The organism is Pelagicoccus mobilis, from assembly GCF_016595505.1.
Lineage (GTDB): Bacteria > Verrucomicrobiota > Verrucomicrobiia > Opitutales > Opitutaceae > Pelagicoccus > Pelagicoccus mobilis.
The window spans coordinates 44,999-60,162 of record NZ_JAENIL010000033.1; the positions used below are offsets into that span (position 1 = coordinate 44,999).

Genomic DNA, 15,164 nt, shown 5'->3' on the forward strand with positions numbered 1-15,164 from the left:
TCATGGCCGAAGTTCCGCTCAAAGAGCTTGACCGCAGAGTGCGGAAGCAGTTCGAGAATGCTCGAATCGCGGTCGAGCGCGGAAACTTTGAATACACGATCGAGATTTGCTCGTCGATTCTCGCTGAAAATCCGGGATGCCTGGAGGTTCGTCATCTGCTGCGTCAAGCGCAGCAAAGTGTATTTGCGAAACAAGGACGTGGATTTCTTCTGAAGTCGAAATTGGCCGTGGAGGTGCGGACTCTCGTTGTTTACGGGAAGCCGTATATCAAGAAGAACCCTGGATTGGCGATGCAATACGGAGAACGTGCCTTGTCTCGGAATCCGGTTGACGCGGGGGCTCTGTCTTTGGTCGCGGCAGGGGCCGAAGAGCTTGGTTTGTACGAGACTGCGGTTTTTTGCCTGCAGAATATCTGTGATAGCGAAACGAAGGATTTCGCGTTGATGAAACGCTATTGCGAGGCGTTGATCCAAATAGGAGAGACCAACCAAGCGGTATCGATCGCCGAGCGACTGAAGCAGTTGAAACCTGAAAATTCGATTATTCAGGAGTTGGTCAAATCCGCTTCAGTTGCCCACTCGATCAACAAGGGCAAGTGGGCGGAGGAGGAGCAGGATTTTCGTTCGAAGCTGCGCGATGAGGACCTTGCTGGAGCTTTGGAGCGGGAGAACCGTCTGATACAGGATTCGGACGATCTGCACGGGAAGGCGAGGGAGTTGGTCGATGCGATCCATCGGGACCCTCAAGACCTGGATCTATACAAGGAATTGGTAAAAGTATACCTTTTCACTGATGAGTACAGAGAGGCTCTCGTTTGGTTGGACAAGGCTGCGCAACTGCCTCAGGCGACGGCTGATGTTGTTTTGAAGCAACTTCGTAGCGAGATCATGATTAAGGCGACCGAGTTGGATTTGCAGAAGCTGCTCAATGAGTCGAAAGGAGACGAAGATTCTGTGGAGCGTATCCAAAAGCTGGAGCATGATCTAGAGCTTTTGAAGTTGGAGGAGTCTCGTAAATTGGTTGAGCAGTTTCCCAACGATTACGGGCAGCGCTTAAGCTTCGGCGAATTGTTGCTTTCTGCGGGGCAAGTGGATGAGGCGATCCGAGAATTTCAGGTGGCTCAGCGAAGCAATAGTTTGAAGCAGCGTGCGTTTGTTATGCTTGGTCGCAGCTTCTCGAAGAAGCGGCTGTTCGACTTGGCTCTGGAGCAGTTTGATCAGGCAATCGCCGAAACTCCTGGGATGGACGATTTCAAAAAGGACGTCATCTATTCCTCGGCGGAATGTTGCGAGGCGATCGGTGACAAGGAAGATGCGATTCGACGCTACAAGCTCATTTACGCAAACGACATTTCCTTTCGGGATGTCGCGAATAAGATCGATCGTTTCTATTCCTCGGAAGAGGCCTGAACTGTTTCGATCTGATCTAGCGCGATTCGGATAATTTGATCGTCGTTGATTGTGTTTTCGAGGCTTAGTTCAATCTCAGGGGGAAACCCTTTAGCCTCCAGTCGGTTCCCGTTTGGGGTGAGCATCTCGGCTATCGGTAAGTAGATGCGAAAGCCGTAGGGGAGAGGATAGCTGCGGGCTAATTGGAGGGCTCCGCTTGTTTTTTCGCCGATGACTGTTCCTCGACCGCTCTCGGAGACGAACGCGGGTACGATGTCGGCAGCGCTGGCAGAGAGGGAGTCGGTGAGCACGATGACTTGCCCTTGGTAGGGATTTGAAAAGGGGAGTGGGTGGAGTTTCTTTTGGCTGTACCTTTTGTTGGCTAGCAAGGCGAAGGTGTCGCGGGAGGATGAGAGTTTTGAGGCCAAGTGCCGCGAATAGAGCGAGAGCCCACCTCGATTGTTGCGTAGGTCGATTATGATGGCTTTGGCGTTTTTTGATTCGCGGAAAAACCGATTGATGCGAGCGAGTTTGTAGAATCGGTACTGAAAACTTTGTATTCGGATGAGCGCTACGTCGGGGGTAATCCACTTCATGCTGCTTGGTTCGGAGAGCGAGAATGATGCGTATACAATTTTTCCGGACATTCTGTTCTCGCCCCGTCTCCAAGCGATTGCTCTCTCTTGTCCTATGGTGCCGGCTAGCTGTTTCAAATCGGTAAGCGGGTCGCCATCGATTGTCTCCAAGACGTCTCCTTTTTGGAGTCCGCATCTTTCTGCCGGGCTGTCCGAGAGGACGTAGCTGATGAGTCCGCCTCCTTGTTCGAGCGGGTGGATGGTTATCCCCATGCCGGACCGTTTGCCTGCTCGGCGAAGTTTTACGGTGGAGGGGGCGAATATTCCGAGGTGCGAGAGGTCGAATTCGTCCAATGCCTCGCCAAGGACTTTTGCTAACTCCTCTTTGCTGTTTGCTTGCCGGATTTCTTCTTCTCTTTGGGCAGCGTACTGTTCCCAAAGGGAGAAATCGGTTTCGAATGCGTAAGCCTTCTGTTCCAGACGTTTTCCGACCGCTTCGACGAGCTTCCTTTTTTGCGTTTCGCTTAGCTCTCCGCCGAAGCTAATGGAATAGTAACAGCTGAGGCAGAGCAAAATTTTGAGGAAGCGAGAACGCGTCATTCGCCAGCTTTTTTCTCCTTAGGGGTGTTATCGATTGGTGCCAGGTTGGAGGCGTCAATCGCAGTCATGTAGTATTTGAGTTCAGCAATCGATTCCCGGATGTCGTCCAAGGCTCTGTGGGTGTTTTCTTTTTTGAACTCGCGACCTAGCATTTCGCGGAAAACGATTTTGAAACTCGATACATCGAGCATGCGGTAGTGGATCCGGGAGGAGAATTGAGGAAGGTACTTATCGATGAACTTGCGATCCTGGGCGATCGAATTTCCTGCGATTATGCAGGGATTCTTTTTCTTAAAGTACTGTAGGGCTATTTCTGCGAGTTTGTCGTCTAGCTCTTGTTCGGTAATTCCATCTTGGATACGGTCGAGCAGACCGCTTGCCGCGTGGTGGTGTTTGCACCAATCGTTCATGCCGTCGAGAACCTCTTGTGGCTGACGGATTGGGCTCTCCCATTCGAATACGGGTTCGAGGTGTTTGTTGGTGATGATCACGGCGGCTTCGACGATGCGGTCGGTTTCCGGATCCAGGCCGGTCATTTCGAGATCAATCCAGCAGTAGCGGCGTTTTGACATTGGAATGGAGCGATTTTTACAGCGAAGGGTGTTGGGAGGTTTTAAATATTGGGAGCGGTGTTGTTTTTAGTTGGCGAAGTCAACCAAACAGGGAAGAACGAAGCCATGTCCAAGGTGATTGAAATCGGAAACATCAAGTGTGGCAACGCCCAGCCCTTTACCCTTCTGGCTGGTATGAATGTGCTCGAGTCCCGCGATCTCGCTCTCGAAATCGCTGCCGAGTATAAAAGAGTCACGGATCTGCTGGGAATTCCCTACGTTTTCAAGGCTTCGTTCGACAAGGCGAACCGTTCCTCGGTGACTAGCTATCGTGGGCCGGGGATGGAGAAGGGCTTGGAGATTTTGGCGGAAATCAAGGAGACCTATGGCGTGCCTCTTATCACGGATGTGCACGAGCCGTATCAAGCGGCTCCGGTGGCGGAGGTCTGTGATATTATCCAGCTTCCTGCTTTTCTTTGCCGGCAAACGGATCTTGTGGTGGCGATGGCGAAGACTGGAGCCATCATTAACGTGAAGAAGGCTCAGTTTTTGTCTCCGCGTGAGATGGGGCATATCATCAAGAAGCTGAACGAGGCGGGGAACGACAAGGTAATGCTTTGCGAGCGTGGTTCGAGCTTTGGCTACAACAACCTGGTGGTTGATATGCTCGGCTTCGGAATCATGAAGGCGTTCGATTGCCCGGTGATTTTCGACGTGACTCACGCTCTTCAGATTCCTGGAGGCACGGCTACGGCAGCTGGAGGGCGTCGACGCCAGGTGTTCGATTTGGCGAAGGCGGGAATGTCGGTTGGTTTGGCGGGTCTGTTTCTGGAAGCTCATCCAGATCCGGAAAATGCCAAGTGCGACGGGCCTTGCGCGTTGCCTCTTAATCGCCTCGAAGGTTTCCTTTCGCAGATGAAGCAGATCGACGATTTGGTGAAGAGCCAACCTGCGATCGAGGTCGAGTAACTTTGAAAAGTTGGCGGCCATCATCGTGGGTGGTCGCTTGAGGATATAAAAAGGGCCATCGAGGACGATGGCCGTTACCTTCTGGGAGGTTATCCTTGGGAATCGAATTCGCCGCTATCGGAGTCCACCCAAACGACGGTCCAGCCGCTTTCTTCGTCGGAATAGACGTAGGTACTGGAATCGGGGATGTCCGAGGCTACGAACTCGACGATGTTGGGCTCGAATTCGGCGGTGGCGGAAGGACGTAGCCCGAGCCAAGTGACGGTCCCGATGACCGCCACGGCAGCGGCGGCGGCGATTGGGCGGAAAAGGGTGGGGAATCTGAGGAGGACGTTTCCTCCGGCTGATGGAGCTTTCGCCTCGGCAGCGATGCTTTCTTGGATGGTCGTGACTGCTTCGGCTTTCTGCGAAGGTGTGGGGCACGACTGTTCCAAGTCGCTTGTAGCGTCCAGATTTTCTAGCCAGTCGATCGCTTCAGGATTGCTTTGGAGATACTCATTCAAGCGTTCAGCGCCCTCAGGGGATAGCTCGCCGTCGTGCAGCAGGCTCATTAGCTGCTGGGCTTGGGCGTCGGAAATCTCTTGGAGCGGCTTCATCTTGAAGGAGTTAGGTGTGAATCATGCGCTGAATTGGCGGAAATTGGAAGCTTGGAATTTTCTCATTGCTTGAGGACGGCCCCGATAGGCGAGGTCGCCTGCAGCTGTGTGTGGTCAACTAGTAGTTTCTGACGATTTGGGTGCTGCTGTGATGGCGATGATCTCGATGACCGCGATCGTGGTGGCTGCCTCTGCCGTGCTTGCCGTGGTGACGGTAGTGGTCGTGATGGCTCTTGTGGCTATCGTAGCGATAGTGGTGCCCTCGGCTGGAGCGAGTGTAGTGGCTGCAACGGCAGTCCTTTACCCATACTTTCTCTTTGTGGTAGTCGTAGTATCCGGAAACCCAGATTTTGACGGAGTGGCCGTGGCAGTCTCGGCTGTATTTATAGTGGCCTGGAACCCAGTGTTTGGTGCTGGTCCACTTCCAGTGTCCGTGGTTGCAATGGCTTCTGTGGTGGCCGTGATTTCCATGATGATAGGAAACGGTTGTTGAAACGTGGGTGTGGTCGTCGGCAAGGGCGGATCCGATAATGATGCCTCCGATGAGACCGCCGATCAGGGCTTTCTCCTTGTCTCCAGCGACCGCTTGTTGGGGTGACATGAACGCGGCGATTGCCGCGAGGAGGGTAAGGGTTGCGATTGTTTTCATAAATGCGTGTCCGTTTGAGGTTAAATTCGTGTGTTCGCGGGTTAAGACGTGGCCGGGCAGCCTCCTATTCACTGCTTTTGGAAAAAATCCGCCGTTCTGAGTCTGAGGCGTGACTTTTGGCACATGACAGCGGGGAAGGATTTGCGCTAGCTTTCAGGCGAATGAGCAATGTGCTTCAAGATGAGGTAGTTGGATCGGATTTAAGGCCGACCACGCAGGCGCGAAACGTAGAGCGAAACAGCTCTCTGGTGTTCGCCCTGTTCGGGGGGCTGTTGCTTGTTGTGGCTCTTATTCTTCCGTTTGCTTTGGCGGAGCGTGAGCTGAGCGGGAAGCTTTCGGTGTTGCAGGTTATTCTCTGGCTTGGGTTTGCCGGAGCTTGGGTCTATCAGGGATTTCTGTTGGGGAAGTCTGGAGTTGGGTTTGGTCCGGAGGATCCTTATAAAGAGAAAGACAGGGGACAGTTGGGGGAAATCGTTTTTTACCTGCTGGGTTTTGGTCCAGTTTGTTTCGCCTATATCTACGTGACCCATCTCAATACGGGCTATTTCGGGTTTAACTATGTGCTGCTCTTCATCGTAGCCGGTTTTGCGACTCTGATTTTCAATTTGGGGACGGCGATTCTCTACCTTGTCTACCAATGCGCGGCTTGGGTGGTGCTGGCCTATTTCATGTGGGGTGGCTGGTGGGAAGTCGTCGATTCGGTGACCATGTTTTCGGGCTACTTGTTTTCGGCCATGATGTTTTATATCTTCCGGCGCGAGCGTAGGTCGCGAGCTAGGGCGTTCGCGCTTTCGTCGAAGTTGGATGAGGCGAACGAGCGGCTTCGTGCGACGTATCGTCAAGCTGAGGAATTGGCGGCGACGCAGGAGCGAAACCGTATTGCCCGAGAGATCCACGATACGATCGGGCACTCGCTCACCGTCGTTAACATGCAAATCGAGACGGCACGGGCTTTGATGGAGAAGGATAGCTCGAAGGCTTCTGAGTTTTTGGAAAAAGCGCAGGAGGTTACGAAGAAAGGCTTGTCGGATATTCGCTCCTCAGTGGCTTCGCTTCGCTCTTCACCGCTAGATGGTCGTACCCTGGCGGATACGGTGGAAGAGCTTTTGGAGACGAACCAGAGTGGAGGCTTGGAGACTCGCTTCGAGTTGAGAGGCGATCCGGAGAAGCTCCCCACGGCCAAGGAAGCCGCTCTCTATCGTTCGGCCCAGGAAGCTTTGACCAATGTGCGCAAGCATGCGGAGGCGAAGAGCGTTGGGCTGGAGCTTAGTTATGCCAACGAAGGGAAGGTGACGCTGTCTGTGGCAGATGATGGCAAGGGCTGCTCCGAGGTTGCTGGAGGGTTTGGGATTATGGGGATTCGGGAGCGTATCCAACTTTTGGATGGGACGGTTACGTTTTCGACCTCGCCAGGAGAAGGATTTCGTCTCAGTGTTTCGATTCCACGATGAGCGATCGTATCCGAGTAATTCTAGCAGATGATCAATCCTTGTTTCTTGAGGGCCTTAAGACGCTTCTTTCCCTTGAGGAAACGCTGGAGATCGTGGCCGAATGCCATGATGGTCAGCAGGCTTTGGAGGCGTGTCGCGGTCAACGTCCGGACATCGTCTTGATGGACCTGAACATGCCGATTATGGATGGAGTGGCCGCGACGCGTGCCATCAAGGAGGAGCTGCCGGAAGTGAACGTGCTGACCTTGACGACTTTCGATGATGACGAGCGCGTTTTTGAAGCTCTGAAAGCGGGGGCATCTGGCTATCTTTTAAAAGATACTCCCTCGCAACAGCTCGTGGAAGCGATCAAGGCGGTGAGCTCGGGTCAGTCTTTTCTGCAGCCGTCGATCGCGTCGAAGGTGCTCGCCGAGTTTAATCGTATCTCTACTCCTGCGGCATCGACTCCGCAGCGGCCTGTAGTTCGTCTGCAAGAACCGCTTTCCCAACGCGAAGAAGAGGTGCTTATTTGGCTTTCTCGAGGGTGTAGCAATAAGGAGATCGCAGCGAATCTCTCGCTTGCTGAGGGTACGGTGAAGAATCACGTGTCAAACGTTCTGGGAAAGCTCGGTGTACTCGACCGCACGCAGGCGGCTTTGATGGCTCGGGATTTGGGGCTCATCTGAAAGCGCGGTGTTGCATGAGGCATCGCGTGATTCCTCGCAACCTTGAGTCTCCCCCTGGGTAAGGGAGTAGTGTGACAATCGTCATGACTGATTTCTTCGAATTCGCATGACCAATGGCACATCACATATTTCGCAACTCCTGTTATTCTGTTCCCATCATGTCGATCTATCCCTCTCTTCTTGTTCGCGACTCGGCTCGCTATTGGAAACGTAAACCCTTCCAAGCGCTTCTCTCAATTGTCCTGCTTGCTTTTGGCTCTGCCGCGGTAGCTGTTCTTTGGACGATCACGGATACGGTGGTGAGGCAACCGCTCCCGTTCCCGGAGAGCGATAAGTTGTACGGAATCCAGTCGGTAGATGAGAAGACTGGTAAGGTGGTAAACTTCATGGCTCTTGCTGACTTTCGTGACTTTCGGGAGCGTCAACAATCGTTCACGGGGATGTTTGGCTACCGAATGCAGTTCCTGAATTTCAAGGACAAGTCGGACAATACTCGCCAGCTACTCGGCTCTCGAGTGACCCGCGATTTCGCGGATGTGCTGAAGGTCCACACTGAATTTGGAAACTTCTTTAGCGATGACGATTTCGCATCGGAAGCTGCGCGTTCTGTCGTTATCAGCAACCGCTTGTGGAGAGAGGAATTCAACAGCGATCCGAGCGCTATCGGGCAATCGATCTGGCTCGACGAAGCTGCGTATCAGGTTGTTGGAGTCATGCCTAAGGCGTTTAACGAGCCGTCGTTTGTCGACTTATGGACGCCGTTCCCTGACGTGACGGGAGAGTATTTCGTGCGTGACGCGCGTTATTGGAATGTGGTGGCGCGATTAGCGCCGGGAGTGACGGAGACTGCGGCCAAGCAAGAGCTTGGGCAGATCGCTAACGATCTTGAGGAGCAATTTCCGGGGACCAACCGTCGCCGTGGTGCCACAATGGATACGTTGCAAACGATTATTGTTGGCGATTACTCAACGCCATTGCTTTTGATCTTGGTGGCGGTGAGTTTGGTTATGTTCGCCACTTGTCTGAATCTGGCAAATATCCAACTTATCAGTGGTCTTCAACGCCGTAGCGAAAACGGGGTTCGGCAAGCGATTGGAGAGAGCCCGAAGCAAGCGATGGCCCGAGCTTTCATGGAGTCGTGCGCGATTTGTTTTGTGGGGTGCGGGCTTGGCTGGCTCCTGTCTTGGGCGTTCATCGTCAATATGGACTCGATCATGCCTGCCTTGTTTTTGCCGCGTTTGCATGAGATCGGTCTGTCGGGATCTCTGGGATGGACGATTGGGGTCATCGCGTTGCTCTCCAGTGTCAGTTTTGGTCTACTACCAGCTTTGCAGGTTATCCACTCTAACACGAACGACATCATCAAGAGTGGCGAAAACCGCCACGGCTTGAGTCGTGAAAGTGGCCGGAGTCGGACTGCGTTGCTGGTCGGTCAAATAGCGGTAGCAGTAGCCATCTTGCAGGCGGCGTTGCTCGTTGTTCACGAGTACCGTCGCTTGCGAGATCTTGATTTGGGATTCAACGAGGAGAAGTTGATGATGATCACTGTTTCTCCCGGTGAGGCGCGGATGTTTGATTTGCCGGGCTTGGCGGCGTTTTACTCTGAGGTGGATGATTGGCTGGAGAATCGCTCGGAAGTCAGTAGTACTGTCCTCGCTTCAAGTCCTCCTCTTGCGGGGTTCGACCTTGAGTTCGGTTTTCAGATGAACGGTCGGGATTTGGCGGCGGAAAGAGAGGAAGCCATTACTGCTGTCTACAATACGGTGAGCAACGACTACCTGGATAAGCTTGATATTAAGCTGGTCGCAGGCCGGAGCTTCAATGAGTGGGATAATCGCGAGTCGCAGAAGGTCGCGATGGTAAATCAGGCGTTCGTAGACAAATTCCTAACAGCCGGAGAGGATCCGATGAGTCAGCAGGTGCAGATCATGCCGTGGCTTGTGCCCGACTTCCGTCAAATCGTGGGTGTGGTGGGAGAGTACGCGCAGACTAATGTGACGGATGATCCCAAGCCAATGATTCTGGTTCCTTACGAGCAAAGTCCATGGGTATTTGTAACCTATGTAACGAGTGTTAGAAACTTGGATACGTTCAATGCTCTTCAGTTTGAAACAGAAATGAAGCAACGCTACCCGGAAGTGGGGATTAGTATGGAGTCGATTGATTCGGTGTTGGAACGGCAGCTTTCTATCCAAACTCTCATGTACCTCGTTTTTGTCGGCTTTGGCACGGCTACGCTTTTGTTGTCACTTTTCGGTATCGGTTCTCAAATGGCGTTCAATGTGTCTGAGCGCTCAAGGGAATGGGGTATCCGCTTAGCCCTCGGGGCGAAAATCGGCCAATTGAACGCGCTGGTGATCCGTCGCCTCGTCGTGCCGCTTTCGGTTGGCTGCTTGCTGGGGATCGGTTTGTTCGCGGCGAGCTTCAAGTTCCACGGACGCCTCGGCGGGGAATTGGACATCTTGTTCTTTGGAGCGAGTTTCTTGCTCATCTCGGTGATCGTTCTGGCGAGCGTAGCGACTACTTGGTTCGTGTCAGATCGAATTACCCGTTCGAATCCTCAGGAGGTTTTGAGATCAATTTAATTGTGAATCCAAAAAAAGACTACGTTATGAAAATGCTACCTAAATCAGTTGCGGTTGCTGTGGCGACCTTGGTTCTTCCTTTTTTCAGCTTTGCTGGAGAAATGGAGGAGTTGCGTTCTGCTGTCGAAAAGTCGGACTGGGGGAGCGGCAAATCGATCGGTGAAGCTCTGACCGCGACTGAAACCGAAAACGGTGAAGCGTTCTACTTGTTGGGAAAGTCGCTGGTTGGTTTAAAGGAAAACGAAGCGGCGGTTGTCGCGCTGAAGCGGGCGAATGAGCTTGTTTCTGGCAATGCTGATTATCTAGCGGATTATGGATACGCTTTGATTATGCGAGGCCAGGAGATGAACATGTTTCAAGCAGGGCCGACGTTCCTGCGAGCGATGGACCAGTACAAGGCTGCGGTCGAAGTGAATCCGGATCATATGGGCGCTCACATCGGTCTGGCTCGTTACTACATGAACGCACCTGCGATAGGCGGAGGCAGCATGGTGAAAGCGAAGGAACATGCCGCGGAAGTGGCTCGCATTAATCCGTTTCGAGGCCACATCGAATCAGCTGAAATTGCCAAGAAGGAAAACCGTTTTGCGGATGTGGAAGCTGAGTACGCGGCTGCGATAGCCCTCGATCCGAAGCAAGGGTGGGTTCACTTTGAGTTAGCCAAGCAACAGCAAGCGTCTGGGAAGATGATGGAGGCTAAAGCGTCCTACGAAAAGGCGCTGGAATTGAATCCAGAGCACCAAGGAGCGAAGAAGGCTCTTGAGGCGTTTGGCGGCTAGGCTGGGGCCGACTTACTTTAGGAGACCTAGTTCCTTGAGTTTCGCGTCGAGGACTGGGCCTCTGAGGTTTTTGGCGATTACCTTGCCTTCAGGATCGAGTAGAAAACTGCTCGGCAGGGCGCTGACGCCATAAGTCGCCGCTAGATCAGAGTGCCAGCCTTTGAGGTCCGATACGTTTACCCAGGTGGCCTTGTCCCGTGACACTGCTTGGGACCAGAGCTGTTTGCGGGTGTCGAGATTGACTGCGAAAATAGTGAATGTCTCCGGCGAAACCTTACCGGCCAATTTCTGATAATGCTTGTTCTCAACACGGCAAGGAGGGCACCAACTCGCCCAAAAGTCTAGCAGGACGTACCGCCCACGATAGTTTTCGAGCGACTCGCTTTCTCCTTTCAGGTTCTCGGCTGAGAGGTTTGGAGCGGTGGAGCCGAGTTTTACTGAATTCGCTATAGCGAGACGGTCAATGAGGCTTTGGCTTGCGTTTATGTTTCCATGAATGGAAGCGAATTCGGAGACGAGCTTTGCAAGTTCGTCATTTCGGTAGTCGAAGTTCCACCGGAGGGAACTGCCGTACAGGGCCATGGTGTTGCCTGCATTCTCGATTACGAAGTCGTTCAGTTCGCGCAGGTGCTCGAGGTAGGCATCCACTTCTAGCTGGGTGAGACGAGCGATTTCCTCGTCGTTCGCTGAATTGGTTTTCGCTTTTCTGATGTCGTTGCGCGTTGGATACACGAGACGGGCGAGCGACTCTTTTCGCAGCTTTTCGTATTGGTTTAGAATCAGGGTTCCGGGGGAGCCAGCGGTTTTGAGAGAGTCACCAGCTTTTTGGAGAGCGATCGATTCGCCTTCAGCCGTAGCGAGAGTGAGGTCAGGTTCTCCTGATATTTTTAAAAGAAGGATGCCAGGTTCGCCATCGTAGTTGAGCGAGAGCGAGCCATCGGAGTTTGTGGTCGCTTTGAGAATTTGTGTGGTGGTGCGTTTCTCGACGAGGTGACGTGCAAGTGTGACTTGGCTGTCCTGCTCAAAGGTTCCTGGTGGAGCTGATAGGCTCAGAGAAGCGAAAGCGAGTTGCGTGCTCGTGAGAGCGAGGCAGATTGCTGGGAAGATGGCCTTGATCAGTTTTGGACTACTCACGCACTAGGGACGGACCATGCGGGTAGGTGGTTGCGCTGAAGCGTTAATTTGCGTTCTTGGCTAGGAATTGAGCCAAGGTTGAGTAGAAGCTGACGCGGTTGTTTTCGAGGACCAGCCCGTGTCCGTTAAAGCTGAAGATCTTGAGTTGGGAATTCTTGCCCGCTTTTTTGAGGGCTTTGTGCATGCGGCGGCTTTGCGTTTGGGAGACATTGTCGTCTGACCCGCCGTGGAGGAGGTAGACGGGGCAAGTTATTTGATCGACGCGGGCGATGGCGGAGTTCGCGAGCCATTTCTCCTTTTCCTGCTCATAGCCCGGGTAGTAGGTGTTGAACTTAAGTTTAGCGAAGACGGGATATTCTTTGAACTCGGCGTCTAGGTGCTTCGGCCAGTCGTAGACTCCAGCATACCCGATGGATGCGAAAAAGAGCTCTGGCGCTTCTGCGGCGCAGGAGAGCGCGACATGGCCTCCAAAGCTGGAGCCGTAGATTCCGATTTTTCCCTTGGTGGCGATGCCTTGTTCGATGAGCCACTTGGCTCCGTCTATGGTATCTCGCACGCTGGTTTGCATCGAGCTAAAGTGGGAGTAGGGACTGTAGTCGACGCCGTATCCGTCTGAGCCTCTGTAGTTGATTTTTAATACGTTGTAGCCGAGGGCAGCGAAATACTGAGCTTCGGCATCCCAACCCCATCGGTCGCGGGCCCGAGGGCCTCCGTGTATCATGAGGAGCGTCTTTGCGTGGGGTTCGCCCCTATTTGGGGTTCGAGTCAGGTAGCCGTGGATGAGCGTGCCGTCTCGGTTTGGAAAGGTGATCGGTTCGCACGCTTGGGTTTGGCTTGTGTCGAAATCGATCGTGTGCTCGAGCAAGAGTTCGTCGGTTGAGTTTGCTGGAGAAAAGAGCCGCCACTGGCTGGGGCGTGTGTCGCTAAAAGAATGATACACGAGGGCGTTACGGTCGTGGTTGTAGCCTAGAATCTGGTTTTCGGCTTCGGGGTGGAGTGAATCGATTTGGGATTCGATTTCGGCGAAGGTTGGGTCGAACCAGAAGGTTGCGGGCTTGGCGAGATCGTAGGCAAATCCATACGTTTCTTCGGTTTCGGGATCGTGCATGATCTCGGTGTAGAGAATGTCGTAGGTTTCGTGTTCGAGAAGGGTGTCGGTGTATTGCTCGGATGCTGCGTCGTATTTGTATACGGAAAACGTGTCGGTGCCTTTGCGTCGGATGAGGATCACGAATTGCTCGGGCTCGTTGAGGAAGAGGACGAGCAAGGGGTGTCCATGGATGGGGATGTCGCGCCAAGCGTCTTCGGGACCGGAGCGGTAGGCGTAGCGATCGTTCTCGTTTTCGTCGATGGTGTAGCGGATCCGGGTGACGCCGTCTTTGTCGGTCAGCCAGGCGATAACGGAGCCATCGTTTTTTTCGATTCTCTTCCGGGAACCGGAGATGGCGTTTACCTGGTAGAGGTCGTTGAACTTGCTGTCGAAGTCCTCGTCTTTGGCGATGTAGATGCGCTTTTTGTCGGGCAGGGTGTCGTAGACTCGATAGAAATCGGTGGGAGCGATTCGTCCCAGTTTGTAGCTGGCGGTGAAAGCGCCGATCGGGTTGCCGAGCTGCTGGACGAAAATGATGACGTTGTCCCGATCGATCCAGTAGTAGTCGTAGACGTCTGGAGTTCCCTCGATGAAGGTGTCGTAGGTTCGGCGAGACTCGAAGTCGAGGACGCAGAGTTTGGAGCGTCCGTTCTTGTTGGCTATGTAGCTAAGGCCGCGATTGCCGGGCGTTATTCGTACGTCTGAAACGGAGGGTTGGGCGAACAGGGATTTCGCGAGGGATTTGAAGTTGGAGTTGGCGGCGAAGCAAACGCTACACAAACAGCCTGCAAGCGCTATGAGGGAGAGGTATTTCATGGGGGAGGGTAACAGGGCCTGAAAGGGAATACGTGAGGGGGCAGCGTTTGGATTCAGATCGGGGTCGCGTTCTGTGTCCTGTACTGGCCTGGTGTGCAGCCTATCCGTTTTTTGAATACATAACCGAGGTATTCCTGGTGTTTGAAGCCAGATCGCTCCGCAACGTCTGGTAATGGCAGGTCAGTGGTGGAGAGCATCTCTTTTGCTCGATTAATGCGGACGGTGAGGATCGATTCCAGTACCGTTTGGTTGAGGGAGGTCTTGAAGCGGCGTTGTAGCACGCTGCGTGATACGCCGGCCGCTCGGGCTATTTCGTCGACGCTGATTGGGTCGCAGGCATTGCTGCGGATGTAGCGAAGGGCTTTGACGAGGGCCGGGTCTGCGAGGGCGGTGGCGTCGCTGGATTGGCGGACGTGGAGGAGGCGCGGCGGAACTTGTAGATGGCCGCTTGCTGGATCCTCTCCGCTTAAGATGCCGTCGAGAATGCGTGCTGCCTCGTAGCCGACGAGTTCGTGATTGGGTTCCACGCTGCTGAGGCGAGGCTGGCAAATCTCGCAGAATGGAAGGTCGTTGTCGACGCCCACGAGACTCACCTGGTCGGGGACGCTGAGCCCGGCTTCTTGGCAGGCGGTGAGAATGTCGGGGCCGAACTGATCGCTGGCGACCATGATTCCAACGGGCTTGGGAAGGGATTCCACCCAGTTTTGCAGGCGGGCGATGTAGTTGAGCCAAGTGTGCGAGTCGCGCTCTCGGTGGCTGACTTCGAGACTGGCTAGCTCGGTGCCGAGTTCTTGCTGGCAAAATTGTGAAAGAGCGTGGCGGCGGCTGAGGGACCAATGTTCGTCGCCTAGGCCGAAAAAGGCGATGTTGCGATAGCCGCGGTTGCTGAAGTGTTTGCCCACGAGGTCGGATATGGCGCGTTCGTCGCAGGTTACCATCGGGTAGTCAGCTGAAGAGACGTTGCCGAGAACGTCCACCACTGGGACCTGTCCGGCGAGGACGTAGCGTTGCGTTTCCTCGTTGGCGATTCGGGCGATGATACCGTCTCCGCGCCAGTTTCCGAGCGATCCGGGGGCCATGGCTCCGAGCTGCCCGGTATGATAGTAGATGGACCAGTCGTTGCGCTCTCGGGCGAAGCGGGAGATGCCGCGCACGATCTGGCGGCCCGAGTTGAGCGAGGTTTCGACGAGGATGGCTATGCTTTTACTAGGCATTAACGGTATGACCGGATTTCTACAAAGATTGACCTGTGGTATCGTTGTTCAAGTCAAAAACCCGTGCTAACATACCGTAAACCTGTCGATCAGATATTTTAA

Annotated in this window: 13 protein-coding genes; 6 read left to right on the plus strand and 7 right to left on the minus strand. The window is 53.7% G+C overall.

Annotated elements, in window-relative coordinates; all coding sequences use genetic code 11:
* Nucleotides 1-2 precede the first annotated feature (2 nt).
* Nucleotides 3-1,409, plus strand: a complete 1,407-nt coding sequence (locus JIN87_RS17345) for a tetratricopeptide repeat protein (protein WP_200356861.1) — start codon at nt 3-5, stop codon at nt 1,407-1,409.
* Here JIN87_RS17345 and JIN87_RS17350 read toward each other — a convergent pair.
* Together JIN87_RS17350 and orn are read right to left on the minus strand one after the other, a co-directional pair.
* Nucleotides 1,388-2,563, minus strand: a complete 1,176-nt coding sequence (locus JIN87_RS17350; protein WP_200356862.1) for a S41 family peptidase — start codon at nt 2,561-2,563, stop codon at nt 1,388-1,390. The genes JIN87_RS17345 and JIN87_RS17350 overlap by 22 nt on opposite strands.
* The gene (gene orn / locus JIN87_RS17355; RefSeq protein ID WP_200356863.1) at nt 2,560-3,135 is read right to left on the minus strand and encodes an oligoribonuclease; all 576 of its coding nucleotides are present in this window, start codon (nt 3,133-3,135) and stop codon (nt 2,560-2,562) included. Before orn ends, JIN87_RS17350 begins: the two co-directional genes overlap by 4 nt.
* A 105-nt stretch (nt 3,136-3,240) precedes the next feature.
* Between orn and kdsA the strand changes: the two genes are divergently transcribed.
* Nucleotides 3,241-4,083: a 3-deoxy-8-phosphooctulonate synthase gene (kdsA, locus tag JIN87_RS17360; protein ID WP_200356864.1), complete on the plus strand. Its 843-nt coding sequence runs from the start codon at nt 3,241-3,243 to the stop codon at nt 4,081-4,083.
* Between the two features lie 89 nt (nt 4,084-4,172).
* Here kdsA and JIN87_RS17365 read toward each other — a convergent pair whose 3' ends face one another.
* Both JIN87_RS17365 and JIN87_RS17370 read right to left on the minus strand, forming a co-directional pair.
* Nucleotides 4,173-4,679 carry an anti-sigma factor gene (locus tag JIN87_RS17365; protein ID WP_200356865.1) on the minus strand — a complete coding sequence of 169 codons (507 nt, stop codon included), beginning with the start codon at nt 4,677-4,679 and terminating at the stop codon, nt 4,173-4,175.
* A 118-nt stretch (nt 4,680-4,797) separates the two neighbouring features.
* Nucleotides 4,798-5,328 (minus strand): hypothetical protein, encoded by a 531-nt coding sequence (locus JIN87_RS17370; protein ID WP_200356866.1) that lies wholly within the window; start codon nt 5,326-5,328, stop codon nt 4,798-4,800.
* A gap of 161 nt (nt 5,329-5,489) precedes the next feature.
* Between JIN87_RS17370 and JIN87_RS17375 the strand changes: the two genes are divergently transcribed.
* The 4 genes from JIN87_RS17375 to JIN87_RS17390 all read left to right on the plus strand — a co-directional run bounded on the left by JIN87_RS17375 (nt 5,490) and on the right by JIN87_RS17390 (nt 10,808).
* Nucleotides 5,490-6,779, plus strand: coding sequence for a sensor histidine kinase (locus JIN87_RS17375; protein ID WP_200356867.1), 1,290 nt, complete (start codon nt 5,490-5,492; stop codon nt 6,777-6,779).
* Complete coding sequence (locus JIN87_RS17380) at nt 6,776-7,444, plus strand: response regulator transcription factor (RefSeq protein ID WP_200356868.1); 669 nt, start codon at nt 6,776-6,778, stop codon at nt 7,442-7,444. Before JIN87_RS17375 ends, JIN87_RS17380 begins: the two co-directional genes overlap by 4 nt.
* A gap of 158 nt (nt 7,445-7,602) precedes the next feature.
* Nucleotides 7,603-10,029 carry an ABC transporter permease gene (locus tag JIN87_RS17385; protein ID WP_200356869.1) on the plus strand — a complete coding sequence of 809 codons (2,427 nt, stop codon included), beginning with the start codon at nt 7,603-7,605 and terminating at the stop codon, nt 10,027-10,029.
* Nucleotides 10,030-10,055: 26 nt separating this feature from the next.
* Nucleotides 10,056-10,808 (plus strand): tetratricopeptide repeat protein, encoded by a 753-nt coding sequence (locus tag JIN87_RS17390; RefSeq protein ID WP_200356870.1) that lies wholly within the window; start codon nt 10,056-10,058, stop codon nt 10,806-10,808.
* A gap of 12 nt (nt 10,809-10,820) precedes the next feature.
* On the opposite strand, the gene JIN87_RS28835 is transcribed toward JIN87_RS17390, so the two are convergent.
* Genes JIN87_RS28835 through JIN87_RS17405 form a run of 3 tightly spaced genes read right to left on the minus strand, consistent with a single transcriptional unit; the run spans nt 10,821 to nt 15,062 of the window.
* Nucleotides 10,821-11,942: a TlpA family protein disulfide reductase gene (locus JIN87_RS28835; RefSeq protein ID WP_200356871.1), complete on the minus strand. Its 1,122-nt coding sequence runs from the start codon at nt 11,940-11,942 to the stop codon at nt 10,821-10,823.
* Nucleotides 11,943-11,985: 43 nt separating this feature from the next.
* Nucleotides 11,986-13,848: an alpha/beta hydrolase family protein gene (locus tag JIN87_RS17400; protein WP_200356872.1), complete on the minus strand. Its 1,863-nt coding sequence runs from the start codon at nt 13,846-13,848 to the stop codon at nt 11,986-11,988.
* Between the two features lie 53 nt (nt 13,849-13,901).
* Nucleotides 13,902-15,062, minus strand: coding sequence for an AraC family transcriptional regulator (locus JIN87_RS17405; RefSeq protein ID WP_200356873.1), 1,161 nt, complete (start codon nt 15,060-15,062; stop codon nt 13,902-13,904).
* Between the last annotated feature and the right edge of the window lie 102 nt (nt 15,063-15,164).